Raw genomic sequence first — 24,263 nt, 5'->3', positions numbered from 1 at the left:
CCAGTCGTGTCATCCACACATGGTTGATCAAGGCTGTCCTTAGGGAGTCACGAGCCCCCGTGACCGTTCGTCTGAGGAGTGGTGCAGCCCGGCCGGCCATCTCGGTCGCCGCGCGTCGCCAGGGGGCCCGGATGTCGGGTTGCTCCGCGCGACGGCCAGCCGCCTCACACAGACGACCGGCCGGACCCGGCACCGGCCTCGAACCCCCCGGGGCCGGTGTCGTGCTCCAGAGCCTCCACCGGAGGGCTCAACATCGGATCAACACCGGATTGCCGCACCGGTCAACGCCGTTGTGACTCGCGGAGTCAAAGCGTGAAGTAGCCCTCGGCGATGAGGGGGCGAAGGGCGTCGGCGCCCAGCACCTGGCCGTCGCCGACCAGCTCGGCGATCACGTTGAGCAGCGGGCCCAGCGCCAGGTCCCCGTCGCACACCCCGGCCAGCGCCGCCTCCACCGTGCCGACCTCCCGGCTGCGGCGCAGGCCGTCCGTCTGGCGCAGCACGATCCGCATCGGGTCCTCGGCCCCGGGCAGTCCGACGCGCTCGTCCAGCAGTCCATCGGCCGTGCGCAGCCGCGCCGTCTGGAGGTCCTCGACGCGGTGGGCCGTCGCGATGGCGTCGAGCACGCGGTCGACGTAGTCGCCCACCGGCAGCGAGACCTGGTGGGTGAGCCGCTCCAGGCGTACGACCGGGTCGAGCGTGCCGGAGTTGCGCATGGAGATCCAGCCGAAGCCGACCGCCTCCACCTTCCGCTCGTCGAACCACGACAGCCAGCGGTCGTAGTGCTCCGTGTAGCCGGGGGTGCCCTGCTCGGCCGCGTCGCGCAGCCACAGCTCGACGTACTCGGCGGGGTCCTGGACGTCGCGCTCCACCACCCAGGCGTCGCAGCCGGTGCCCGCCAGCCAGCCGCCCACGCGGTCGCGCCAGTCCTCGCCCTCGACGTGCAGCCAGTTGGCCAGGAAGTGCGCCTGTCCGCCGGGGCTGAGGTGGCGGGGCGCCCGCCGTACGAGGTCGCGGCAGAAGTCGTCGCCGTCGCCGCCCGTCTCGCGGTACGTCAGGTGGCCGCCGGGCGAGATGACGAACGGCGGGTTGGACACGACCAGGTCGAACAGCTCGTCCTCGACCGGCTCGAACATCGATCCCGTGCGGGCGTCCACCCCCGTGATCCCCGACAGCTCCCAGCTCAGCCGCGCCAGCTCGACGGCGCGCGGGTTGACGTCCGTGGCGGTGATCTCCCCGGCCCGGCCCGCCAGGTGCAGCACCTGCACGCCGCAGCCCGTGCCGAGATCCAGCGCCCTGCCCACAGGGCGGTGGGTGGCGAGCTGGGCGAGGTTCGCCGAGGCGCCGCCCGCGCCCACCACGTGGTCGGCGCGCAGGGCCGGGTCGCCGGGCCGCACCTTGCGGTCGGAGACCACGTAACCGCCGGTCTCCCATGGCTGGAGATGCACCCCGGCCCGCACCATGCCGTCGCCGGCGCCGCCGTCCGCGCCCACCAGCCCGCACTCGCGCACCACCGCCGGCAGCCGGTCGGCCGGAACCGGCACACCGAGCCACCACAGCCTGATCAGCGTGCCCAGCGGATCGCCGTCCGCCGTCACGCGCAGCGCCGGCACCAGCTCCTCACGCGCCAGCGCCGAGGCCGCCACGTCACCCAGGCGGTCGCGGACGCCGTCGATCGTGTAGCCGTTCTCCAGCAGGTGGTCGCGCAGTCGTGCCAGTTCCACAGGGTCCATCCTTTCATCGCAAAGGCCCGCGCATGATCCGATACCCACAGTGACCGTACTGTGACCGAGATACCCAAGCGTTCTGCAAGCGCGGGACAAGCCGGGCGCGATATCTCTTAGGGACCCAGCTCGCCGTTCGAAAGAGGAGCGGAACCCATGCTCATCCCGTGCCTGGCCTGCGAGTCCCGGTTCGTGCCTGACGAGTACTTCCGCGCCTGCTCCGACTACAACCGCGGCCTGGACCTCGTGTCGTGGACCTGCCCGCGCTGCGGCAACCGCGACGACCTCCGGGTGCTGCCCGGCGAGCTCGGCTTCGGCTACCCGCACAGGGGGCGGTACGACGTGCACGCCCGCGTGCGCGTGCCCGGCCTGCGCAGGCAGCGCGGCGACCTGCGGCTCGACATCTCACTCGACGAGGCGTGCTGGCGGGTGGCCACCCGGGTCCGCCAGGTCGCCTGAGGTCTGCTGCGCTCCCTGCCCGATCAGCTCTCGGCGCGCTGGCGCAGGCTCTGCCAGGCGGCCTCGCCCAGCCCCCTGATCTCCTCGTCCGTCGGCGTGTGGGCGCCGGCGAACCACAGCCGGCACATCTCCTGCGCCGGGCCGAGCCACAGGACGTAGCACATGGTCGGGTGCACGGGCTGGAGCAGGCCGTTGTGCATGTGCGGCCGCCACCAGTCGGAGACGCGGCGGAAGAATCCCCTGCGCTGCTCGGCGACCTCGGCGCCGCCCGGCTCGTGCTTGCGCGGCGGGCGCTCGCTCACGAGGAGCCTGGCGCGCTCGGGGTGCTCGCCCGCCCAGCGCATGTGGAGGGCGACGACGGCCTCGATGCCGTCGCGGGCCGACTCGTGCTTCTCCAGTTCGGCGATGAACGCCTCCTGGTAGGCCTCCAGGATCTCGGCGTACAGCACGCCGAAGACGTGCTCCTTGCTGGCGAAGTGGTGGTAGAAGCTGCCGACGCTGACGCCGCTCTCCTCGCGGAGGCTGGCCAGCGTGGTGGCCGAGACCCCGTCCTGGCTGAATCGGCGCAGGGCTCCCTCGATGATCCGGGTACGCCCGTCGCGTCCGTTCTTGGCACTCTTCACGTTGTCAATGGTGAGGCACCAGAACGTTATTCCGCAAATACGGGCGTCCGATTGATCATAGCCGTCACCTCGACGGACCCGGAAGCGACCTTCATCGTGGCGTCGGGCCACTGCCTGCGGATCATCCTCAGCGCCCGCCGGTTCTCCCCCAGGACGTCCATCCCGACCGTCGTCGCGCCGCGTACGGCGGCCCTGAGCAGCAGCGTGTCGATCAGCCGCGGCCCGAGCCCGAGGCCCTGCCACTGGTCGGTCACCACCACGGCGATCTCCACGTCGGCCGTGCCGCCCCGGTAGCTCATGGCGTGACCGATGATCTCGCCGTCGAGCGTGGCCACCAGGGCGTCCCGCCGCTCGTCCAGCGAGAGGAGCACGCGCACCATGCTCGCGGCCGGTCGGCTGAAGCCGGTGAAGAAGCGCAGCGTCCGGGTCTGCAGCGAGAGCCCGGACAGGAAGCGCCCGATCCGCTCCACGTCGTCGGGGCGGGCGGGACGGATCTGAGTTCCCAACATGGACCCAGCTTCCCGCGTGACATCTGAGTCTGTCAATTGAACTCAGGTATGATATGACGCATGATCCTGCCTTTCCGGGCTGAAAACTGCTCCATCGAGCGCACCCTGGAAGTCGTCGGGGAGAAATGGACGTTCCTGGTGCTGCGTGAGGCGTTCCGAGGGGTACGCCGCTTCGCCGACATGCAGGCCGCCACCGGCGCCCCCCGTCAAGTCCTGAGCGCCCGGCTCGCCCGGCTGGTCGAGGAGGGCCTGTTGCGGAAGGAGCCGTACCGCGAGCCCGGCCAGCGCCAGCGCGACGAGTACCGGCTGACCGACAAGGGCCGCGACCTCTATCCGCTGCTGGTGGCGCTCATGCACTGGGGCGACAAGTACCTCGCCGACGCCGGCGGCCCGCCGATCCTGCTGACGCACCGCGACTGCGGCGCCGCGATCGAGCTGCACCTGCGCTGCGAGGAGGGTCACGACGTCGCGGGCCCCCGCCAGGTCACCGCCCTGCCCGGCGAGGGGGCCCGCCTCCGGACGGCCTAGCAGTGCGGCCTTTCGCGGCTCAGGAGGTGACACGGCCGTTCGCGGCTCAGGAGGCGGAGCGGCCGTTCGCGGCTCAGGAGGTCGAGCGGCCTTTCGCGGCTCAGGAGGTCGAGCGGCCTTTCGCGGCTCAGGGGGCCGGGCGGAGGGCGCGCAGGCAGCGACGGAAGTCCAGCAGCGTCAGCAGCGCCGCCCCCGACAGCAGCACCGCGACCGCCGACGTCCGGACGAGCAGGTACGTCTCGATCGTCTGGCTCAGCAGCAGCCACAGGCTCAGCGTCGCGTTGCCGAGCTGGGCGCAGCCCCAGACGAGCGACTGACGCGTGAAGAAGCGCCGCATGACCGGCTCCTCCATCACATGCGCCGGCAGCGGCACGAGGTCCTCCGCCACCCGCCGGGCCAGCGGCCTGCGCACCCGCGCGGTCCCCAGGAAGCCCGCGCTCGCGCAGAACACCCCCAGGGTCGGCTGGAGGAAGAACAGCACCGGGCTGTCCGCCAGCAACGCCAGCAACGCCCGCACGGTCACCATGCCGGCGGCCAGCAGCACCCCGCCCGGCACGCTCCTGCCCCGGACGAGCCGGTAGAGCACTCCGCCGTACACCCAGGCCACGGCCACCACCACGCCGCCGGCGAACCCGGAGACGACCAGACCCACGTAGAAGACGGCGACCGGGAGGATCATGCCCTCGACCACCCGCGGAACGGCGTGGCGGAGCAGGGCGGCGAGCTTGGGCAGCTCGAACACGTGCCCTTCGGGGGGCGCGGCAAGCACGGTCATGGGGCTGCTGGAGGGCCTCTCGGGGGGCTCGGCTGAGGGGAGTCCGCGGTGCCCGTGCGGGCCGCGCGGCACGAATCACGACCGTACGCGATGAACTGGCTTTCGGTAAGGGTTTCGACCAGATTGCGATAAGGTCACGCCCGCGCCACGGCGGATGGGGTACGGTGCGTCCCCGTCGCGTCGCGCGAGGCGAGGCCAGGCAGGTGATGAGGCACAGGGGGCGGTGCCTACCCTTGAAGGGTGTACCGGTTCCTGCTGACGCCCCGCTGGGTCGCGCTCCACGTCGTGGTGCTGCTCGTGATCCCCGCCTTCGTGTTCCTGGGACGCTGGCAGTTCGGACGGTTCGAGGAGCGCTCGGCCAACAGCCACCAGGTGACCGCCAACATCGAGGCCGCGCCGGTGCCCCTGGAGAGCCTGGCCGGCCAGGGCGTCAAGGAGTCCGACCGCTACCGCACCGTGACCGCGGCCGGCGCCTACGACGCCACCCACGGGCTGGCGGTGCGCCGGCGTCCCCAGGACGGCCGGGCGGGCTTCTACGTGCTCACGCCCCTGGTGCTGGGCGACGGCCGGGCCGTGATCGTCAACCGTGGCTGGGTGAAGGCCGGCGCGACCGCCGACACCCCGCCGGACGTGCCCCCGCCACCGGCAGGTCAGGTAACTGTCACCGGACGGCTACGGCTGAGCGAGACCGAGGAGTCCAGCGGCATCAGGGACCGCCCCGGCCTGCCGCCCGGCCAGGTCCTGCTCATCAACGCGGCCTCGATCGGCAAGGGCCTGCCGTACCGGCTGGTGGACGGATACGTCGAGCTCACGCAGCAGAAACCGGCCACCGACCCCGCGCCCGAGCCCGTCCCCGCGCCGGACGTGGGCGCCGGAGGCGGCCTCAACCTGGCCTACGGCGTGCAGTGGTGGCTGTTCATCGGCGTGGCCATCGGCGGCTGGATCCTGCTGGTCCGGCGCGAGGCGGCCGACCTGAGGAGCCGCGAAGGCACCGGCTCCCCGGACGATCCCGCGGCCGGCCCGGCGAGCCGGACTGAGTCGATCTCCGGTGGGTAGGGGGCGCACCGGGGTTCGCGTGAGCGGCACCCTCACGGAGCGGACCCCGCACGGTCCGGGATCGTCCGTCATCCCCCTCCAGGCGGTCCCGGGCCCCGGGGACCGAGCCGTGCCGGGCGTCCGGCGGAGCCGCGGTGGATATCCAACGGAGACGTCGCAGCTTGTTCGACGTTATCCCGCCGTCGTACGGTTACCTGCGTGACTACGCCGCTGCTCCCCGATCCGGATCCGAGGCGGCGCGACTATGTGATCATCTCCGCCGACGATCACCTGATCGAGCCCCCTGACCTCTTCGAGGGCCGGCTCGCGGAGAAATATGCCGAAGTCGCGCCCAAGGTCGTGGAGACGGAGGCCGGTCACCAGGTCTGGCGCTACGGCGGCGCCACCTACCCGTGCGCGGGCATGGACGTCGGCGCCGGCCTCCCCCGCGAGCAGTGGACCCTGGACCCCATCCGCTTCGAGAGCATGCGCCCCGGCTGCCACGACATCGAGGCGCGCATCGAGGACATGGACCTGGCCGGTGTCTGGGCGGCCCTGTGCTTCCCCGGCATGCTGGCCAACCAGGCCGGCATGCCGTTCGCCAAGACCCGCGACCAGGAGCTCGGCCTCGCCCTCGTCCGCGCGTGGAACGACTGGCACATCGACGTCTGGGCCGGCACCTACCCCGAGCGGATCATCGGCCTGCAACTGCCCTGGCTGCCGGACCCCGACGTCGCCGCCAAGGAGATCCGGGCCAACGCCTCGCGCGGGTTCAAGGCCGTGGTGTTCCCCGAGTTCCCGACGCGGCTGCGGCTGCCGTCGATCCACAGCGGCCACTGGGACCCGTTCTTCGCCGCGTGCGAGGAGACCGGCACGGTCGTCGCCCTGCACACCGGGGCGTCGAGCTGGTCGCCCGTGCCCTCGCCCGACACGCCCATCGAGGCCATCACCACGCTGATCCCGACGAGCGCGATGTTCGCCTGCGCCGACTGGCTGTGGTCCGGCGTGCCGTTGCGCTTTCCCAACCTGCGCATCCTCATCGTCGAGGGCGGCGTGGGCTGGCTGCCGCTGCTCGCCGAGCGGGCCGACTACGCGCTCGACCACCCCGTGGCGGGCGAGGCGCAGTGGGACGGCGGCCTCAAGCCCAGCGAGGTCCTGCGCCGCAACTTCTTCTTCGGCACGCTGAACGACCACGCGTTGTCGGGGGTACGGCTGGCCGTCGGGCTCGACCACGTGCTCCAGGAGAGCGGCTACCCGCACTCCGACTCGACGTGGCCCGACACGCAGAAGTCCGTCGCGCGCAATCTGGGAGCGCTGCCACCCGCCGACATCGCCAGGGTCGCGTACGGCAACGCGGCCCGGCTGTTCGGACACCCGCTGCCGTCACGCGCCTGGCTCCGCATGGAGGAGATCTAGACGACTCGGGACCCGCTCGTCTAGGCGTCGAGCGCGCCGTGCACGACCTTGCGCTCGTGGTCGAGGTAGCGGCCGCTCTCGCCGAGCAGGGACGCCATCAGCCAGAGGAAGACCCCGAAGTCGTCCGCGACGCCGATCAGGACGAGGAAGTCCGGCACGAGATCGATCGGGGAGATCAGGTAGAGCACGCCGAGGCCCATCATGGCCAGCTTGCCCTTGCCCATGCCCGCGTACCGGCCGCTCATCACCGCGCCGATCAGTCGCGGGATCGCCCGCAGGCGCGCCATCACGCCGGGGGTGCCGGGCTTCTTGACGTCCCGGTACACCCGCCAGGCCGCTGCGGCCCGTGCTGCTTTCGCCATCATGCGCCCCCTCTACCCCGGCCTCTCACGACATAACGCGTTAGCCGGCGCCCGGAGTTCCCCGGGAGGTCAGGCGGTGGGGGCGAGGTCCCGTACGGCCTGCTCCAGCGGCACCTCACCGCCGGGGACGGGCGCGAGGACGGGCGTGTCCAGCCCGTTGGCCACGTACTCGCGGATCCGGGCCCGGCACGTCGCCGCGTCCCCGTGCACCACCAGCGCGTCCACCACCTCGTCGGGGATGGCCTTGAGCGCCGCCTGCCGGTCGCCCGCCGCCCATGCCTCGCGCATCGGCCGCAGCACCTCGCCACGCCCCAGCCACTCGTGGAAGGCCGCGTACACCGGCACGGTCAGATACGCGGCCAGCATCCGCCGGGCCAGCGCCCGGACCCGGTCCGCGTCCTCGCTCACGCACACGAACAGCCGCGCGATCAGCTCCGTGTCCGGCCCGATCTCCGCGCGCACCTTCTGGACGTCCTCGGGCGAGAGCCAGTTCGTGATGGCCCCGTCCGCCTCCTCGGCCGCCAGCCGCAGCATGCGGGGCCGCAGCGCCGCCAGCACGATCCTGGGCGGCTCCACGGGTGCACGCTCCAGCTTGAACCCGCTGATCTCGAACGTCTCGTACGTCTCGGTCACCTTCTCGCCCGCCAGCGCCCTCCTGAGGAAGCGCAGGGTGTCCCGGGTCCGGGCGTACGGCTTGGCGAACGTGCCCGCGTTCCAGCGCTCGACGATCGCCGGCGAGGACGACCCGATGCCGAGCACGAACCGGCCGGGCGCCAGGTCGGCCAGCGTGGCGGCGGACATGGCCAGCAGGCCCGGCCCGCGCGTCGAGACGGGAACGATCGCCGTGCCCAGCCGCACCTGGGGCGCCCACTGCGCCGTCAGCGCCAGCGGCACGAACCCGTCCACCCCGCTCACCTCGGCCGACCAGACATCGGTGTAGCCGAGGGCGGGCAGCCCCTCGACCAGCTCGCGCGACTCCGCCAGCGAGCGATCCTGGAAGGGAAGGGTCATGCCCCAGCCCCGCTGGGTGGTCTGCCCGGTCGTGTACCCCGTCGTGTGCTGAGTGGTCTGCTCCGTCATCGCGGCCTCCGGCTCGGCATCCGTGTTCCGGCGACCATACCAACCGGGCGGTATGCCGTCGCGGAGAGGCTCACGCCCGCAGCTCGTGCACCGCCGCGATGAAGTCCTTGGTGATCCCCCGCAGCCCCGGCAGGTGCGACAGCCCCACCAGCCGGTCCACCAGCGGCACGGTCACGTCGATCAGCCGGTACGTGCGCTCACAGCCGGGCGAGGTGTCGTGCACCCAGAACAGCACCATGCCCATCGACAGCAGCCACAGCAGCTCGGGCAGCTCCTCGCGCAGGTCCTGGTTCATGCGGTCGCGCGAGCCCTCGACGACCTGCCGGTAGATGGCGATCGACGCCTCACGCGCCGGCGAGGTCTGCGCGCTGAACGGGCTCAGCGGGTTGGTGGGCTCCGCCGCGTGCTTGAAGAACTTCACCGCGAACTCGTGGTACGGCTCCGACACGCGCACCCACTCGCGCAGCACGCCGCTGAGCCGCGCGGCGAAGGAGGTCTCCGTGTCGAGCAGCTCGCGGCAGGCGACCTCGTGCTCGGTCTGGGCGCGGTCGTAGTACGCCTGGATCAACGCCTCCTTGCTCTCGAAGTAGTAGTAGGCGTTACCCACGGACACCCCGGCCTCGGTCGCGATGGCGCGCATGGTCGTCGCGTCGAAGCCGCGCTCCCGGAACAGTCGCAATGCCGTCTCGACGATGACCTCTCGGGTGCTCTCCGATCCTCGGTTTCGGGCTTCGGACACGCTGGTCACTTTACGGGTTCGTACCGGGTCAGGTCATGGAGCCGCACGGTGATCGCCGCCACAAGGCAAAATCCCTGAGCGACGGGAGTTATCCGGCGTGAAGCATGGGATTGATGTTTTCAGGCGGAAGGGCTATTTCCGCGAAAAGGCACCGACATGTGGATACGTGGAAGAGTGCGGCCTCTGCTGGCCGCGATCCTCGGCATTGAGATCTCCATAATCGCGCTGGCGTCCGCTGCTGCGGCCGCTCCCATGACGGGTGACGGGGAGCAGTGGATGGCATCGCCAGTGATCATCAGGTCGTACTCCGTCAGCCTCCCGCGACGGGGCTCCGCCAAGCACCGGGCATCGCAGACGCCGGACCTGGAGCAGGTCCGCGCCCGCAACGCGCCGATGGTGCGGATGTCGCACGACCTCGCCGCCGGCTTCCTGGAGGAGGCGGGGATGCGCTACAAGTCCTCCGGACACTGCACGAACCGGCAGGTCTTCACCTGTACGTCGCTGGAGTCGGTCCGAACCGGGACGATCAGCCGGATCATCGAGCTCAAGGAGGAGAGCGACTGCCGGATCACGGTGACCGGCGGCACCGAGGTCGGCCACGCGCCCGGCCGCTACAGCCACGGCGCCGGCTACAAGCTCGACATCGCACACAACCGCTGCATCGACCGGTACATCACCGACCACTACCCGCGCACCGAGACCCGGGGCGACGGCTCGCCTCTGTACCGCTCGGAGGCCGGCACCATCTTCGCCGACGAGCCGGACCACTGGGACATCCTGTTCCGCTGACGGCTCCGCCGCGCGACCAGGGGACGCCTTCCATCCGGTCACACCGACGAACGTCCCCCGCCCGGCAGAACCCGGGCCACCACGCCAGCATCGGGCGCCACCGCGCCACCCACTGGTACACACGCGCCACCGCACCGGTACGCGTATTGAGCGTGCACGCGTACTGAGCCTGCACGCGGACTGAGCCCGCACGCGCAGCGCCATCCGAAGACCCGGCAGCGCACACACGCCCACGGCCCGAGGCAGCACACGCCCACGGCCCTGTGCGCCACGCCCACGAACGGGTGTGAGGAGCCGCAGAAAACCTCGACGGGCCGCGGCCAGGAGCCGCGGCCCGACGAGCGGAGCCGGCCCTACAGCTCGCGCGCGACCAGCTCGGCGATCTCCGCCGCGTTGAGGGCGGCGCCCTTGCGCAGGTTGTCGCCGCACACGAACAGGTCGAGCGTGTTGGGGAAGTCGATCGCCTGCCGGATCCGGCCCACATAGGTGGGGTCGTTGCCGACCACGTCCAGCGGCGTCGGGTAGACCCCGTTGGCCGGGTCGTCCATGAGCACCACAGTCGGCGCCGCCTCCAGCACCCGGTGGGCGTCGGCGACCGTGATCTCCCGCTCGAAGCGGGCGTGGACGGCCAGCGAGTGCGTGGTCACCACGGGCACCCTGACGCAGGTCGCGGAGACCTTGAGGCCGGGGATGCCGAGGATCTTGCGGGACTCGTTGCGGAGCTTGATCTCCTCGGAGGCCCAGCCGCCGTCCTTCAGCGAGCCCGCCCACGGCACCACGTTGAACGCGATGGGCGCCGGGAACGGCGAGTCGCCGGGGAGCTTATTGGCCAGGACCTTGCGCACGTCGCCGGCCGTCTGGCCGATGGAGCGGTCGCCGGCGAGCGCCTCGACCTCGTCGTACAGCCGGGCCGGGCCCGCCACGCCCGCGCCCGAGACCGCCTGGTACGACGCGACGACGAGCTCCTGCAGGCCGTACTCGGCGTGCAGGGCGCCCATGGCCGCCATCATCGACAGCGTGGTGCAGTTGGGCGTGGAGATGATGCCCCGGGGGCGCTGACGCGCGTCCTGCGGGTTGACCTCGGGCACGACCAGCGGGACGTCCGGCTCCATGCGGAACGTGCCGGACTTGTCGATCGCGATGGCGCCGCGCTGGGCCGCGATCGGCACCCACTCGGCCGCCACCTCGTCCGGGACGTCGAAGATGGCGATGTCGATGCCGTCGAACACCTCGGGCGCGAGGGCCTGGACGACGACGTCCTCGCCGCGCACCTTCAACGTCTTGCCCGCGGAGCGCGGGGACGCGACGAGACGGATCTCGCCCCAGATGTCGTCACGGGTCGACACGATGTCGCGCATGACGGTGCCCACGGCGCCGGTGGCGCCGATCAGGGCGAGGTTGGGCCTGCTCATCGTCCGGTACCTCCGTACACCACGGCTTCGACCTGGTCGGCGTCGAGGTCGAAGGCGCTGTGCGCGGCCGCCACGGCCGCGTCGACGCCGTCCTGCCCGACGACCACTGAGATGCGGATCTCCGAGGTGGAGATCATCTCGATGTTGACCCCCGCGTCGGCGAGCGCCGCGAAGAACGTCGCGGTGACGCCGGGGTGCGACCGCATACCCGCGCCGATCAGCGAAACCTTGCCGATCTGGTCGTCGAACAGCAGCGACTCGTAGGCGATGTCACCCTGGATCTTCTTCAGCGCCGTCAACGCGGTCGAGCTGTCGGCCGTGGGCAGCGTGAAGGAGATGTCGGTGCGGCCCGTCGCCGCGGCCGAGACGTTCTGCACGATCATGTCGATGTTGATCTCGGCGTCGGCCAGAGTTTTGAAGATCGCGGCAGCCTCGCCGACCTTGTCGGGCACCCCGACAACGGTGATCTTGGCCTCGCTCCGGTCGTGCGCGACGCCGGAGATGATCGGCTGCTCCATCTCGGTTCCTTCGGTGTAAGGGTCGGAGACGACCCAGGTGCCTTCCTTGGTGCTGAACGAACTGCGGACGTGGATCGGCAGGTCGAACCGGCGCGCGTACTCGACGCACCGCAGGTGGAGGATCTTGGCCCCGCAGGCCGCCATCTCCATCATCTCGTCGTACGAGATCCTGGGGATCTTGCGTGCCGGGGGCACGATGCGCGGGTCGGCGGTGAAGATGCCGTCCACGTCGGTGTAGATCTCGCACACGTCGGCCTGCAGAGCCGCCGCGAGCGCCACCGCGGTCGTGTCGGAGCCGCCCCGGCCCAGCGTGGTGATGTCCTTGGTGTCCTGCGAGACGCCCTGGAACCCGGCCACGATCGCGATGTGGCCGAGGTCGAGCGCCTCGCGGATGCGGCTCGGCGTCACGTCGATGATGCGCGCCTTGCCGTGCGTGGAGTCGGTGATCACGCCCGCCTGCGAGCCCGTGAACGACCGCGCCTCGTGGCCCAGGTTGGCGATCGCCATCGCCAGCAGGGCCATCGAGATGCGCTCGCCGGAGGTCAGCAGCATGTCGAGCTCGCGGCCCGGGGGCAGCGGCGACACCTGCTCGGCCAGGTCGAGCAGCTCGTCCGTCGTGTCGCCCATCGCTGAGACGATGACGACGACGTCGTTGCCGGCTTTTTTCGTCGCGACGATCCGCTGCGCGACCCGCTTGATGCAGGACGCGTCGGCGACGGACGAACCACCGTACTTTTGCACAACGAGCGCCACGAGAGTCTCCCGATTCGGACTGTGAGCTGTCAGTCTACTGGGGGCTTCTCATGCGGCCGCTGGCTCATACCACTATGTGGGACGCCCAGGTCCTCTCCGTGGACTACCGGATCAGACCGCCGTGGTCTCCTCCGCGACGTCGAGACGGGAGTGGGCGGCCAGCGCCTGGAGGGCCCTCATGGCCGCGCCCGCGTGGTTGCCCCAGGTGTTGAAGTAGGAGTACTGCCACCACCACAGCGCCTCGTGCGGCCGGCCCGCCTGGTAGTGACGCAGCCCGTGGATCAGGTCGGCGGCGACCGCGGTCAGGTCGTCGGACAGCCGGTACGGCGTGACGTTGGTGTCCTTGTACGGGTCGAACACCTCGGCGTAGTCGTCCACCGCCCCCAGCCGCTCGGCCAGCGCGGTGCGGACGCCGTCGATGTCCGGGTCCTCGCTCAGCGGGGGCTCGTTGTTCCCCGAGAGGATCACGTCCTCGTTCGCGCCGAGCTTGGCTCCCGCCAGACTCATCTGGGCCACCTCGACCAGCAACAGCGACCAGATCGCGTCGCCGCCCTCGCCGCCCGCGACCCTGGTCAGGCCGTCCACGTAGTTCTGCGCGTGCGCCGCGATCTCCTCGGCCAGCGCGCTCCACTGGTCAGACATCCAACAGCCTCCGTCCTTCGAACGCCCGGCCCAGCGTCACCTCGTCGGCGTACTCCAGGTCACCGCCCACGGGCAGGCCGCTGGCCAATCGTGTCACCTTCATGCCCATCGGCTTGACCAGCCTGGCCAGGTAGGTCGCCGTCGCCTCGCCCTCCAGGTTGGGGTCCGTGGCGAGGATCAGCTCCGTGACCCGGCCGTCGGCCAGGCGCGTCATGAGCTCGCGGATGCGCAGATCGTCGGGCCCGATGCCGTCGATCGGGCTGATCGCTCCGCCGAGCACGTGGTAGGTGCCGCGGAACTCGCGCGTCTTCTCGATCGCGACGACGTCCTTCGACTCCTCCACCACGCAGATCACGTGGGTGTCGCGGCGCGGGTCGCGGCAGATGCGGCATTCCTCCTCGGACGCCACGTTGCCGCAGACCCGGCAGAACCGGGCTTTCTCCTTGACCTCCAACAGAGCGTGCGCCAGCCGCTTGACGTCGGCCGGATCTGCCGCCAGCAGGTGGAACGCGATGCGCTGCGCGCTCTTCGGCCCGACCCCCGGCAGCAGCCCGAGCTCGTCGATGAGGTTCTGGACGACGCCTTCGTACATGGTCTAGAACCCTGGCAACTGACCGAGACCGCCGCCGCCGAGCCCCTGCGCGAGCGGCCCGAGCTTCTCCTGCTGCAGGTCGGCCGCTGCTCGGACCGCGTCGCGGACGGCCGCGATCACCAGGTCGGCGATGGTGTCGGCCGTGTCCTGCGGGTCGCCGGTGTCGACGACACTCGGATTGATCTTCAGCTCCAGCAGCTCTCCCGAGCCGTTGACGACCGCCGTGACCAGGCCGCCGCCGGCCGAGCCCTCGATCTGCGCGTCGTTGAGCTCCTGCTGGGCGCTCACGAGCTGCTGCTGCATGAGCTGAGCCTGCTCCAGCAGCTGCTGCAGGTTGACATCCCCTGGGTTCACCGTCGTGCGCTCCTCGTGGCTCCGCGTTCCTGACTGCCACGAGCCTACGGTGTTTGGGGCCCGTCATGTACTGGGGGCTTACCAGTGTTTCGCCTCGGGGGGTTTTGTTCGGCCGGGTCCCGGCCCCCCTCCAGTGTCCGAGACCCGGCCGGCACGCCGGCCGGAGCGGCCGCGCCGAGCCGGCGTTCGAGGACCGACCGTAGACTTCCTCACGTTGCACACACGTTGCGATCGCGTCATCACTGTGCGCGATCCGTCGAAGCACTTGCGCCGGCCACCCTGAACGCGGATGCTCGCCATACGGGTCGACTACTTGGAGTGGCCGATGAGTTACGCCCACCGCGACGCGTACTCCCGCCGCCTGCACGCCGCCCACGACGCCGCACTGAGTGACTCCCTGCTGGGTGACGCCGACCTGGGTGACGCCGTGCCGGGTGACGCTCGACCGCGTGACGGGCGCAGGAGGAGCGAGCCCGCCACGGCGGTCCCGGACAGGCCCGCGACGCCCACCTCGACCACCGGGACCGCCGCGGCCGCCGCAGCCTCCGGGGGCGCCCCCGGAGCTCACGGGAGCGCTCTGAACGGCGGGGGCCGGGCCGGCGGGGAGGGTGCGCCGAGCGACAGGAGCAGGTCCGGCAGCGGGGGCGCGGCGAGTGACGGGACACGCGGGCTCATCTCCGCCTCCTGGCGCCGCTCCATCCAGGCCGGCGTCGACCCGGAGGACGGCCCCGCCCCGCTCGCCCTCGACCTGTCCCGCCTCGGCGACCTGCGCGAATCCCACCCCCTGCGCCCCGTGCTCCCCCTCCTCACCGAGACGCTCGCGCGGACGGCCGACGAGTCGCAGCACGTCGTGGTCATCACCGACAGGGAGGGCCGGGTGCTGTGGCGCGACGGCAACCCGGGCGTCATGCGCCGCGCCGACACCATCGGCCTGACCGACGGCCACGGCTGGTCCGAGGAGCGCATGGGCACCAACGGCATCGGCACCGCCCTGGCGGTCAGGCGCCCGGTGAACGTCTACTCCGCCGAGCACCTGCTGCGCCTGCTGCACATCTGGTCGTGCAGCGCCGCCCCCATCCTCGACCCCGACTCGGGCGAGCTGCTCGGCTGCGTCGACGTCAGCGGCACCGCGCTCAGCCTGCACCCGGCCACCGCCGCCCTGGTCGGCGCCGCCGCGCGGCTCGCCGAGTCGGAGCTCGCGCTGCGCATGTACGAACGCGACGAGCGCCTGCTGCGCCGGTACGAGGCGCTGCGCGGCCGCCCCGCCGTCCTGCTCTCGGCCACCGGCCGCGTCATCGCCGGCGACCCGGGCGGCGCCCTCGGCTCCCGCGTGCAGCTCCCGAACGGAGGCGAGCGCCTGCTGCTGCGCGACGGCAGGGTGGCGACGATGGAGCCGTTCTGCGGCGGCTACCTGGTACGGGCCACAACGGCGGCCACGACGACGGCCACGACGACCGCCGCGCCGCCGCCGCTCCGCCTCGGCTTCCTCGGCGAAGGAGTCCCGACGGCCACGGTGAGCGACCGCCGCCTGCCGCTCTCCCTCCGCCACGCCGAGATCCTCGCCCTGCTCGCTCTCCACCCGCGCGGCCTCAGCGCCGAGCAGCTCTCCTTCCACCTGTACGGCGACGCGGGCAACCCGGTCACCATCCGGGCCGAGATCCACCGGCTGCGCGCCCAGCTCCGCGGCACCATCGGCGCCAAGCCGTACCGGCTCACCTCCTCCGTGGAGGCGGACTTCCTGGAGCTGAGACACCTGCTGGCGGCCAACGACCCGGCGGCGCTGGCACGCACGTACAACGGGCCGCTGCTGCCACGCTCTGAGTCGCCGGAGATCCGCCGCGAACGCGACGAGCTGGAGGTCCAGGTGCGCGCCTGCCTGCTGCTGCACGGCTCGCCGGACGACCTGTGGACCTACGCCCAGACGGCCAACGGCCGGGACGACCTGCAGATCCTCGAACGGCTGGCGGAGTCCTTACCCTTCACCGACCACCGCGCCGCAGCGGCCCGAGCCCGCCTCTACACCTGCTGATCTTGCCGGCCACCCTCCCGCCTCTCTCGACATCCCCGCGCCCCCTCGCGGACCGTCCCTTCGCGGACCGCCCCTTCGCGGACCGCCCCTTCGCGGACCGCCCCCTTGAGGCCGTCGCCCGCCCAGTCCCACGCGCCCCCGACGCCTCCACCCGAGCAGCCCCCTCAGGCCCGTCCCGGCGCACACGCCCGACCCGCGGCCCGTACCCAGCGCAGAAGCCCACACCCGGGCAGGTCAGCGCAGAGTCCCGACACGCGCGCAAGTCCAGCGCAGAAGCCCGACGGCCCGGTAGATCCGCACAGAAGCCCGACACCCGCGCACGTGCGGCGCAGAAGCCCGACAACCGGGCAGGTCCGGCACACAAACCCGACACCCAGGCCACCGGCCCCTGCTCGACTCCCGAGCCGCCCCATCGCCGTACCGGCCCGCGTCGCTCCAGCCCCGGCGGGACCGGGCAGGCCAAGCCAGTGCGGTGCGGTGCGGGGCGGGGCGTTCTCCGCCTTACCGTCAGGTTTGGTCGAGCTCGCCGATGACCGTGGCGCCCAGCTCGCGTTGGAGCAGGGCCATGCCGCTCAGCTCGTCCACGTCGGCGTTGGCGTCGTTCAGGGGGTCGACCTCGTCGGAGTCGAACGCCCTCCCACGGCCCGGCACCGTCTCCGGCCAGGCGGACGTGGCCGCTTGGCGGGAGACCGAGGCGCGGGAGCCCGGAGCGCGGGGGCCCGCCTGGGCGGCGGCCTTGGCGGCGGACCGGGCGGCGGCCAGCCCAGGGCCGACCGCCCCGGGGCCTGCCGTGCCCCCGCTCGCCGTGCCTCCGCTCGCCAGGCCGGCCGCCGCCAGGGCGCCTCCCTGCGAGCCCGGCTCCCCCGCGTCCCACGACGCGCCGCCCCTGCCGGGGCTGGTCTGCGTGGGGTCGGGGGACGGCGGTGAGCCGAGTCCGGGATCGTCCGGAGCATCGGGCCAGGACTCGTCGGTCGTCGGCCTGCCGCCGGACGCCTGACCACCCTGAGGTCCCTGACCCCCCTGAGGTCCTTGACCGCCCTGTGGTCCCTGGCCGCCCTGTGGTCCCTGGCCGCCCTGTGGTCCCTGGCCGGGCTGAGGCCCCTGGCCGGGCTCAACTCCATGACCGGCCGGAGCTGCCTGACCGGCCTCGACTCCATGACCGCCCGGAGATCCCTGGCCCGCCTGACCACCAGGTTGCGGCCCGCTGCCCGGGTGGGCCGGGGCGCCTGGCTCGCCCGCCTCCTGGGCGCCGGTCCCGTCGTGGGACGAGCCGTGCGAGCCCGTACGGCCGGACGGCGCGTGCGCGGCGGCACCCCCGGGCGCCTGGGATGTCTGGGCGGCGGACTGCTGCGGCACCGACTGGGACTGCGGCCTCGACGGGCCCGGCGGAGGTCCGCCCTGTGTCGCCCGCGATCCGGCCGAGACCGGGGAGCCGCCGACCACGGCCTCCACCCGCCACGTGTTGCCGAGGACGTCGCCCAGCGCGGCGGCCACGACCGCGTCCTTGCCGCCGCCGGTGAAGTTCTTCATCGCGCCGACCTGGCTGAAGCCGAGCGTGACGAGGTTGCCCTCGACGCCGACGACCTGCGCGTTGGTGCTGACGTTGGCCCAGACGACGATGCTGCGCTGCTTGAGCGCCGCGAGCACGGCGGGCCACTGCTGTTGCATGAGCCCCAGCCCCGACCCTCCGGCGGCGGCTCCACCGGCCTGACCCGCCTGACCCGCCTGACCCGCCTGACCCGCCGAAGCGTGGCCGGGCACGTCCTGCGCCTGACCGTGCGCGCCCTGCCCGAGTCCTTGGGCGCCTTGCGCGTACCCTGAACCGCTCTGCGCCGGGGCGCCGGGACGGGCCGGCTCGGGCCAGCCGTCGTCCTCCTGCGCGGCTCGCGGCGCGCCCGCCGCCTGGCCCCCCGCAGCCTCGGCGGCCTGGCCGCCGGCGCCGGACGCCTCACGGACCGGAACGGCCTGGACGGGCTGAACGTGCTGGACCGGCTGGGCGACCTGGGCGACGGGAACGGCGGGAGCGGCTGCGACACCGGACCCGGGCGCTCCGCCGGCGGCCGTACCCGTACCCGCCATGGCCGATGCTCCCGAGCGGGTGGCCATCGCGGCGACCGCCCCGCCGCGCTCCAGACGTTCGAGCCGCGCGAGCAACGCCTCCTCGCCCTGCGCGGCACCGGGCAGCAGGACGCGCGCGCACATCAGCTCCAGCAGCAGCCGGGGCGCGGTCGCGCCGCGCATCTCCGTCAGCCCCGCGTTGAACACCTCGGCCGCCCGCGTCAGCTCGGCGGGCCCCATCGAGGCGGCCTGCTGAACCAGGCGCTCCAGCTCGTCGGCGGGTCGGTCGAGCAGGCCGCTGGAGGCCGCCTCGGGGACGTTGGCCAGGATGACCAGGTCGCGGAAGCGCTCCAGCAGGTCGGAGGCGAAGCGGCGCGGGTCGTGGCCGCCCTCGATGACGCGGTTGACCGTGTGGAAGACCCGGGCGCCGTCGCGGGCGGCGAACGCGTTGACGACCTCGTCGAGCAGGTCGCCGTCGGTGTAGCCGAGCAGGGAGACGGCCTTGGCGTACGTGATGCCGTCGTCGTCGGCGCCCGCGAGGAGCTGGTCGAGGATCGACAGGGAGTCACGCGCGGAGCCCGCGCCGGCCCGCACGACCAGCGGCAGGGCGTTGGGCTCGTAGGGGACGCTCTCGGAGCTGAGGATCTCCTCCAGCAGCGCGCGCAGCGTGGCCGGAGGCATCAGCCGGAACGGGTAGTGGTGGGTGCGCGACTTGATGGTGCCGATGACCTTCTCGGGCTCCGTCGTCGCGAAGATGAACTTCAGGTGCGGCGGGGGCTCCTCGACGAGCTTGAGCAGCGCGTTGAAACCCTCGCGGGTCACCATGTGCGCCTCGTCGATGATGTAGATCTTGTAGCGGGCGGAGACCGGGGCGAAGAAGGCCCGCTCGCGCAGGTCGCGCGCGTCGTCCACGCCGCCGTGGGAGGCCGCGTCGATCTCGATGACGTCGAGGTGGCCGGGGCCGGTGGGGGCCAGCGCGACGCAGGACTCGCAGACGCCGCAGGGGTCGGGCGTGGGGCCCTTCTCACAGTTGAGGGAGCGGGCCAGGATGCGGGCGCTGGACGTCTTGCCGCATCCCCGGGGGCCGCTGAACAGGTAAGCGTGGTTGATGCGCCCCGTGCGCAACGCCTGCCGCAGCGGATCGGTGACGTGCTCCTGTCCCTTGACCTCGGCGAAGGTCCCGGGTCGGTACTTGCGATAAAGCGCAAGGCTCATGCGACCATCCCGCCTGCGAGGGGCCCAAACGAAGAGAACCCCTCGCACACCCGCCAGAGCCCGCTTATCCTTGCTGCCTTCCGGCCCTGGGGAGGTTCACAGGATGACGCCGCGCGAGGGGTCCTTGGACAGTCTAGCGGGATACGGCAGTGCTCGCTGCAGCGAAATCCACCTGTGAAATCGTGGTCTCCGCACCGCCGGAAGTCCGGTAAGCTCGTCGGCGGAGGATTCGCCTAGTGGCCGAGGGCGCACGCTTGGAAAGCGTGTAAAGGGCAACCTTTCGGGGGTTCAAATCCCCCATCCTCCGCCAGCTCAGAGGGGTCATGCCGTGATCAACGGCATGACCCCTCTCGCTTTGGGTCTCGGTCGGCTCTTCAGGGGCCACGGTCCACCGGATGCCGCCTGTCACAGGCTGCCACCGCGCCCGCCATGCCCGTGCGCTCCGGCACACCGGGGATGAGCGCCCCCGTGGCGGCGGTGTGACGGGCGTCGCGAAGACGTGCTCCGCGTGAACCGGCGGCCTTGGGTCTCTAATCGTGAGCGGGGCGGCTGTAGGCGGGGTGGCGAGCGATGGCGCCGGGTTGCTGCGGTGTCGCGTTGCCGATCAGGGCCTCCACGAGCCGGTCTCGTACGGCGCCCAGCTCCGCGATCCGCTCGTCCAGGGCCGCGACCTTCCTGCTCACCGCTTCCACACCGGGCGGGCAGGCCGGTCCCAGCGAGACATCGCCATCGTCCAGGCAGGGCAGGAGGTTTCGTACGTCCTGAGCGGTGAAGCCGTTCGACAGCAGGAGCCGGATGTTGCGGACCTTGGTCACCGCTCTGCCGTCGTACTGCCGGTAGCCGTTGGAGGTCCGTTCCGGCTGCAGCAGACCCTGCTGCTCGTAATAGCGCAGGGCCCGGACGGTGACGCCGCTCGCTCGCGCCAGCTCCCCGATCAGCACTGTCCCAGTTTATGCCTGCTGCCCCGCTGCCACGGAGAGGCCGCCGTCGACGCGAACCACCGTGCCGGTGAGGTAGCCGGCCTCGGGCCGCGCCACGTTCACGATCCACCAGGCGATCTCGCCGGGCTGGGCGACGCGGCCGAGCGGGATGCGTCCGACGAGTCCCCTGCCCGCGGCGGCGATCTGCTCCTGGGTGAATCCGGCGTGCGCCAGCACGGGTGTGGCGGTGACGCCGGGCGCCACGGACACGACCCGCACGCCCTTGGGGGCGAGCTCGACCGCCCAGGTGGCCGTCAGGAAGTCGAGGGCGACCTTGGTGGAGCCGTAGACCGAGTTGTCCGGCCAGCCGCCCCAGGGCGGGTTGGACGACACGTTCACGATCGTCCCCTTCGCGGAGGTCAGGTGCGGCAGGGCGGCCTGGGCCAGGAAGATGGGAGTGAGCAGGTTGGTGGCGATCTGCTCTTCGGCGGTACGGCGATCGATCGTCCCGAGCGCGGCCGGCCGAGTGATCGCGGCATTGTTGACCAGGACATCGATCCGGCCCAGCCGCTGCACCGCCGCCTCGACGATCCGCTCGGGCCCATCGACCGCCGCGCTGTCAGCGGCGAAGGCACTGATCGAGGAGTGCGCGGCAGCGGTCTCCTCCAGCCGCGCCGCGGTGCGGCCGACGACGAGCACCTGCGCGCCTTCGGCGGCGAACCGGTGAGCCGTGGCGCGGCCGATCCCTGTGCCGCCTCCGGTGATGACCACGCCCTTGCCTGCCAGGCTGCCCGAGATGTCGCCCATGAGTGTCCCCTCTGTCCGCAGGTGAGTGGACGTGACGCTAAAGGCTGACCTGGGCGTCAAGGTCAACGCGCGAAGCTCCGTCCCGGGTCGGGAAGATTCCGGCCACCGGACTCGGCATCCGCTCGTGACGAGGGCGTCGAGTGGTCTGCCCCGGCGTGACTGCTCAAGATCTGGACGGCGACGAGCCGCACCCGGCCGACCGGCACACGATCGCGGTCCAGGTGTACGGCCTGGCGCTGAACGCGGCGTTCCTGACCGGGTTCGCGCTGCTGGCCCACGTGAGCGCGGCGGCGCTGGTCTTCATGCTGGGCGTCGGCCTGGTCGGCGTCACCATGAACCCGGCCATGGTCACCCGCGTCCAGCGCGCCGGGAACGCGGGACCGCTGGTCAACACGATCCACTCGTCGTTCATCACGCTGGGCGTGGTCATCGGCTCCTCGGCCGGCGGCCTGGCCATCGACGCGTACGGCCTGCGGGCCCCGCTCTGGCTGGGCGCGGCGCTGGCCGTACTGGGACTGCTGGCCCTGCTGCCGGAGCGCCGCCGGACGCGGGGGCTCGCCGAGCCCGTCCCGGCGAGGACCCCCGCCTGACCCGCAGACGGGTCAGGCCGTCAGCAGTGCCTTCGACCGGTCGGTGGCCAGGCGGATGGCGATGCCGCCGAGCACGGCGCCCATGAAGTACCGCTGGACGCGCAGCCACAGCGGGCGGCGGGCCAGGAACACGGCCAGGCTGCCCGCGCTGACCGCGATGATGCCGTTGACCAGCGTGCCGATGGCGATCTGCACCGACCCGAGCGCGAGGCTCTGGAGCAGGACGTGGCCCATGTCCTGGTCGATGAACTGCGGCAGCAGCGACAGGTACAGGATCGCGATCTTGGGGTTGAGCAGGCAGGTCAGCAGGCCCATGGCGAACAGCTTGCGCGGCGGCTCGACCGGCAGCTCGCGCGGCTCGAAGGCCGAGGTGCCGCCCGGCTTGACGGCGTTCCAGGCGAGCCAGAGCAGGTACGCGGCGCCGCCCAGCTTGAGCGCCGTGTACGCGGCGGGCACGTACGCGAAGATCGCGGTCAGGCCCAGGCACGTGGCGGTCAGGTAGATCGTGAAGCCCAGCGCGACGCCGGTGAGGGAGATCAGGCCCGCCTTGCGGCCCTGGGTGATGGAACGGGACACAAGGTAGATCATGTTGGGTCCGGGCGTGAGAACCATGCCGAGGGACACGAGCGCGATCCCGATCAAGCCTGCGGTCATTTCCCGAGATTATCGGACGTGTCCACGGAGAATTCGGGGGCCTGCCCGAGCGCCCCGACCACGAGACCGCCGCCCGGCGTGGAATCACCCGCCGCCTTTCGGGAAGCTGTCATGCGGGCACACCGAGCATGTGGCATGCGGGCGCATGGAGAAGGGACGTTGGCGATGGACTTCCGAGACGACGTCAATCTCGATTCCTCCCAGGTGGAGGACGTCGGCGGCAGCGGTGGTGGGGGCGGGGGGTTCCCCGGCGGGATGGTCCTGGGTGGCGGCGGCATCGTCACCCTGATCGTGGCGGTCGTGGTGTTCCTGCTGAACAACGCCGGCGGAGGTGGCGGCGGCGGAGAGCCCGCCCAGCGGCAGCCGGCCTCGAACCTCTCGCAGGAGTGCAAGACCGGCAAGGACGCCGACCAGTCGGAGAAGTGCCGGGTGATCGGCGTGGTCAACAGCATCCAGGACTACTGGAAGGACGAGGTCTCGGGTTACCGGTCCGCCAAGACCATTCTGTACTCGGGCGGCGTCCGCACGGCGTGCGGCGCGGCGGACTCGTCGGTCGGCCCCTTCTACTGCCCCGGCGACCAGCGGGTCTACCTCGACCTGAGCTTCTTCGACGACCTGCACAGCCGGTTCGGCGCCAAGGGCGGCCCGTTCGCCCAGGCGTACGTGATCGCCCACGAGTACGGGCACCACGTGCAGAACCTGACCGGCGCGCTGGAGGGCGGCGGCTCGGTGGCCACGGAGTTGCAGGCCGACTGCTACGCGGGCGTGTGGGCCAAGAACGCCATCGACACCGGCTTCTACGACAAGCCGTTCACCGACACGGACATCGCCGAGGCGCTGGACGCGGCGGCCGCGGTGGGCGACGATCGGATCCAGCAGCGCACGCAGGGCCGGGTCGATCCCGACTCGTTCACGCACGGCTCCTCGGAGCAGCGCGTCAACGCCTTCAAGCAGGGGTACGGCTCGGGTCAGCCGAAGTCGTGCGCCGCTGGTCAGCTCGGCTGAACGGAGGTCCCGGCCCGGGTCGTCGCGGGCCCGTCGGCACCGATAATTCTCGCAAACAGCACAACGAGGCTGAATCTCTCCTAAAATCGGGGGGGTGATCTTCAAGCTGGTCGGCGACGGACGCCCCTATCCCGAACATGGTCTGACCCACCGAGAGTGGGCCCAGATCCCGCCGCGCCAGGTCCGGCTCGACTCCCTGATCACCACGAAGGCGATGCTGGACCTGCACTCCCTGCTCGCCGCCGACTCCACCTTCTACGGCGACCTGTTCCCGCACGTGGTGCAGTGGCAGGGCGAGCTCTACCTGGAGGACGGCCTGCACCGGGCGCTGCGGGCCGCGCTGCACCAGCGCTCCATCCTGCACGCCAGAGTGCTGGACCTGCCCGCCTGACCTCCGAAGCCGGAAAACGCGTCGGGCCCCTGAACTGGTCAGGGGCCCGATCGGCGGCGGTGGTGACGGGATTTGAACCCGCCCACCTACCTTCTCTGGCCTGCGATCATGCGCCGAATACCCGGTAGTGGCGGGCGTATCCAGACTCTCCTGGACTAATGCGGACCGGCCCGGACCGCTCGTTCCCCCGACCAGGGAGCACGATGGCCGTGATCATCCTGAGGCGCGGGCCAGATCCTCTGGGCACCGTCATGGCCCGATCAAGGTTCGGTTAGCACCGCCCCTTC

At 71.6% G+C, this 24,263-nt stretch carries 25 protein-coding genes, 1 tRNA gene and 1 other RNA gene; 10 read left to right on the top strand and 17 right to left on the bottom strand.

The annotated features are described in order from the left end of the window. Positions 1 to 305: 305 nt before the first annotated feature. Positions 306 to 1,730, bottom strand: a complete 1,425-nt coding sequence (locus tag ABZS51_RS30225) for a methyltransferase (RefSeq protein WP_355447931.1) — start codon at positions 1,728 to 1,730, stop codon at positions 306 to 308. A 147-nt stretch (positions 1,731 to 1,877) separates the two neighbouring features. Here ABZS51_RS30225 and ABZS51_RS30220 point away from each other — a divergent pair, with 147 nt between their 5' ends. Continuing rightward, entirely contained in the window at positions 1,878 to 2,180 is a 303-nt protein-coding gene (locus ABZS51_RS30220; protein WP_355447928.1) for a hypothetical protein, read from the top strand. Between the two features lie 23 nt (positions 2,181 to 2,203). On the opposite strand, the gene ABZS51_RS30215 is transcribed toward ABZS51_RS30220, so the two are convergent. Both ABZS51_RS30215 and ABZS51_RS30210 read right to left on the bottom strand, forming a co-directional pair. After that, a complete protein-coding gene (locus ABZS51_RS30215; protein WP_310707846.1) occupies positions 2,204 to 2,803 on the bottom strand; it encodes a TetR/AcrR family transcriptional regulator in 600 nt (199 codons plus the stop codon). A 26-nt stretch (positions 2,804 to 2,829) separates the two neighbouring features. Beyond that, complete coding sequence (locus ABZS51_RS30210) at positions 2,830 to 3,312, bottom strand: GNAT family N-acetyltransferase (protein ID WP_355447924.1); 483 nt, start codon at positions 3,310 to 3,312, stop codon at positions 2,830 to 2,832. A 60-nt stretch (positions 3,313 to 3,372) separates the two neighbouring features. Here ABZS51_RS30210 and ABZS51_RS30205 point away from each other — a divergent pair, with 60 nt between their 5' ends. Continuing rightward, positions 3,373 to 3,840 carry a helix-turn-helix domain-containing protein gene (locus ABZS51_RS30205; RefSeq protein WP_355447921.1) on the top strand — a complete coding sequence of 156 codons (468 nt, stop codon included), beginning with the start codon at positions 3,373 to 3,375 and terminating at the stop codon, positions 3,838 to 3,840. A 127-nt stretch (positions 3,841 to 3,967) separates the two neighbouring features. Here ABZS51_RS30205 and ABZS51_RS30200 read toward each other — a convergent pair whose 3' ends face one another. Continuing rightward, on the bottom strand, positions 3,968 to 4,615 hold the full coding sequence (locus tag ABZS51_RS30200) for a VC0807 family protein (RefSeq protein WP_355447918.1): 648 nt from the start codon (positions 4,613 to 4,615) through the stop codon (positions 3,968 to 3,970). A gap of 240 nt (positions 4,616 to 4,855) precedes the next feature. Between ABZS51_RS30200 and ABZS51_RS30195 the strand changes: the two genes are divergently transcribed. After that, the gene (locus ABZS51_RS30195; RefSeq protein ID WP_355447916.1) at positions 4,856 to 5,671 is read left to right on the top strand and encodes an SURF1 family protein; all 816 of its coding nucleotides are present in this window, start codon (positions 4,856 to 4,858) and stop codon (positions 5,669 to 5,671) included. A 198-nt stretch (positions 5,672 to 5,869) separates the two neighbouring features. Continuing rightward, the gene (locus tag ABZS51_RS30190) at positions 5,870 to 7,066 is read left to right on the top strand and encodes an amidohydrolase family protein (protein WP_355447913.1); all 1,197 of its coding nucleotides are present in this window, start codon (positions 5,870 to 5,872) and stop codon (positions 7,064 to 7,066) included. A gap of 20 nt (positions 7,067 to 7,086) precedes the next feature. Here ABZS51_RS30190 and ABZS51_RS30185 read toward each other — a convergent pair whose 3' ends face one another. The 3 genes from ABZS51_RS30185 to ABZS51_RS30175 all read right to left on the bottom strand — a co-directional run bounded on the left by ABZS51_RS30185 (position 7,087) and on the right by ABZS51_RS30175 (position 9,247). Further along, a complete protein-coding gene (locus ABZS51_RS30185; protein ID WP_355447910.1) occupies positions 7,087 to 7,428 on the bottom strand; it encodes a YkvA family protein in 342 nt (113 codons plus the stop codon). A gap of 69 nt (positions 7,429 to 7,497) precedes the next feature. Next, on the bottom strand, positions 7,498 to 8,439 hold the full coding sequence (locus tag ABZS51_RS30180; RefSeq protein ID WP_355447952.1) for an LLM class F420-dependent oxidoreductase: 942 nt from the start codon (positions 8,437 to 8,439) through the stop codon (positions 7,498 to 7,500). A gap of 139 nt (positions 8,440 to 8,578) precedes the next feature. Next, positions 8,579 to 9,247 (bottom strand): TetR family transcriptional regulator, encoded by a 669-nt coding sequence (locus ABZS51_RS30175; RefSeq protein WP_310707838.1) that lies wholly within the window; start codon positions 9,245 to 9,247, stop codon positions 8,579 to 8,581. Between the two features lie 276 nt (positions 9,248 to 9,523). Between ABZS51_RS30175 and ABZS51_RS30170 the strand changes: the two genes are divergently transcribed. Further along, positions 9,524 to 10,036 (top strand): hypothetical protein, encoded by a 513-nt coding sequence (locus ABZS51_RS30170; RefSeq protein WP_355447907.1) that lies wholly within the window; start codon positions 9,524 to 9,526, stop codon positions 10,034 to 10,036. A 353-nt stretch (positions 10,037 to 10,389) separates the two neighbouring features. Here ABZS51_RS30170 and ABZS51_RS30165 read toward each other — a convergent pair whose 3' ends face one another. The 5 genes from ABZS51_RS30165 to ABZS51_RS30145 form a co-directional block, all read right to left on the bottom strand. Further along, complete coding sequence (locus ABZS51_RS30165; RefSeq protein WP_355447904.1) at positions 10,390 to 11,448, bottom strand: aspartate-semialdehyde dehydrogenase; 1,059 nt, start codon at positions 11,446 to 11,448, stop codon at positions 10,390 to 10,392. Continuing rightward, positions 11,445 to 12,719 carry an aspartate kinase gene (locus ABZS51_RS30160; RefSeq protein ID WP_310707835.1) on the bottom strand — a complete coding sequence of 425 codons (1,275 nt, stop codon included), beginning with the start codon at positions 12,717 to 12,719 and terminating at the stop codon, positions 11,445 to 11,447. The genes ABZS51_RS30165 and ABZS51_RS30160 overlap by 4 nt, the downstream gene beginning before the upstream one ends. Positions 12,720 to 12,830: 111 nt before the next feature. Continuing rightward, the gene (locus ABZS51_RS30155) at positions 12,831 to 13,361 is read right to left on the bottom strand and encodes a DUF5063 domain-containing protein (protein WP_310707834.1); all 531 of its coding nucleotides are present in this window, start codon (positions 13,359 to 13,361) and stop codon (positions 12,831 to 12,833) included. Next, on the bottom strand, positions 13,354 to 13,953 hold the full coding sequence (gene recR, locus ABZS51_RS30150) for a recombination mediator RecR (RefSeq protein ID WP_175590161.1): 600 nt from the start codon (positions 13,951 to 13,953) through the stop codon (positions 13,354 to 13,356). Before recR ends, ABZS51_RS30155 begins: the two co-directional genes overlap by 8 nt. Before the next feature lie 3 nt (positions 13,954 to 13,956). Continuing rightward, positions 13,957 to 14,307: a YbaB/EbfC family nucleoid-associated protein gene (locus ABZS51_RS30145; RefSeq protein WP_310707833.1), complete on the bottom strand. Its 351-nt coding sequence runs from the start codon at positions 14,305 to 14,307 to the stop codon at positions 13,957 to 13,959. Positions 14,308 to 14,596: 289 nt separating this feature from the next. Here ABZS51_RS30145 and ABZS51_RS30140 point away from each other — a divergent pair, with 289 nt between their 5' ends. Next, a complete protein-coding gene (locus ABZS51_RS30140; protein ID WP_355447898.1) occupies positions 14,597 to 16,336 on the top strand; it encodes a GAF domain-containing protein in 1,740 nt (579 codons plus the stop codon). A gap of 507 nt (positions 16,337 to 16,843) precedes the next feature. On the opposite strand, the gene ABZS51_RS30135 is transcribed toward ABZS51_RS30140, so the two are convergent. Then, positions 16,844 to 19,609 carry a DNA polymerase III subunit gamma and tau gene (locus tag ABZS51_RS30135; protein WP_355447895.1) on the bottom strand — a complete coding sequence of 922 codons (2,766 nt, stop codon included), beginning with the start codon at positions 19,607 to 19,609 and terminating at the stop codon, positions 16,844 to 16,846. Positions 19,610 to 19,639: 30 nt separating this feature from the next. After that, positions 19,640 to 19,735: signal recognition particle sRNA small type (ffs, locus tag ABZS51_RS30130), an RNA gene on the bottom strand. 96 nt (positions 19,736 to 19,831) lie between these two features. On the opposite strand from ffs, the gene ABZS51_RS30125 reads away from it, so the two are divergent. Beyond that, positions 19,832 to 19,919 (top strand) — tRNA-Ser (locus ABZS51_RS30125). Positions 19,920 to 20,139: 220 nt separating this feature from the next. On the opposite strand, the gene ABZS51_RS30120 is transcribed toward ABZS51_RS30125, so the two are convergent. Further along, positions 20,140 to 20,550: a MerR family transcriptional regulator gene (locus ABZS51_RS30120; protein WP_355447894.1), complete on the bottom strand. Its 411-nt coding sequence runs from the start codon at positions 20,548 to 20,550 to the stop codon at positions 20,140 to 20,142. 9 nt (positions 20,551 to 20,559) lie between these two features. Beyond that, on the bottom strand, positions 20,560 to 21,336 hold the full coding sequence (locus tag ABZS51_RS30115) for an SDR family oxidoreductase (protein WP_355447891.1): 777 nt from the start codon (positions 21,334 to 21,336) through the stop codon (positions 20,560 to 20,562). 155 nt (positions 21,337 to 21,491) lie between these two features. Between ABZS51_RS30115 and ABZS51_RS30110 the strand changes: the two genes are divergently transcribed. After that, positions 21,492 to 21,926 carry a hypothetical protein gene (locus tag ABZS51_RS30110; protein ID WP_355447888.1) on the top strand — a complete coding sequence of 145 codons (435 nt, stop codon included), beginning with the start codon at positions 21,492 to 21,494 and terminating at the stop codon, positions 21,924 to 21,926. Positions 21,927 to 21,938: 12 nt separating this feature from the next. On the opposite strand, the gene ABZS51_RS30105 is transcribed toward ABZS51_RS30110, so the two are convergent. Beyond that, a complete protein-coding gene (locus ABZS51_RS30105; RefSeq protein ID WP_355447885.1) occupies positions 21,939 to 22,580 on the bottom strand; it encodes a LysE family translocator in 642 nt (213 codons plus the stop codon). A gap of 165 nt (positions 22,581 to 22,745) precedes the next feature. Here ABZS51_RS30105 and ABZS51_RS30100 point away from each other — a divergent pair, with 165 nt between their 5' ends. After that, positions 22,746 to 23,585 carry a neutral zinc metallopeptidase gene (locus ABZS51_RS30100; RefSeq protein WP_355447882.1) on the top strand — a complete coding sequence of 280 codons (840 nt, stop codon included), beginning with the start codon at positions 22,746 to 22,748 and terminating at the stop codon, positions 23,583 to 23,585. A 94-nt stretch (positions 23,586 to 23,679) separates the two neighbouring features. After that, positions 23,680 to 23,976 carry a type II toxin-antitoxin system VapB family antitoxin gene (locus ABZS51_RS30095; RefSeq protein ID WP_310707822.1) on the top strand — a complete coding sequence of 99 codons (297 nt, stop codon included), beginning with the start codon at positions 23,680 to 23,682 and terminating at the stop codon, positions 23,974 to 23,976. Positions 23,977 to 24,263 lie beyond the last annotated feature (287 nt).

The organism is Nonomuraea sp. NPDC005501 (genome assembly GCF_040605905.1).
In the GTDB taxonomy this organism is placed as follows: Bacteria; Actinomycetota; Actinomycetes; order Streptosporangiales; family Streptosporangiaceae; genus Nonomuraea.
This window is presented reverse-complemented; position numbering and strand designations above follow the sequence as displayed.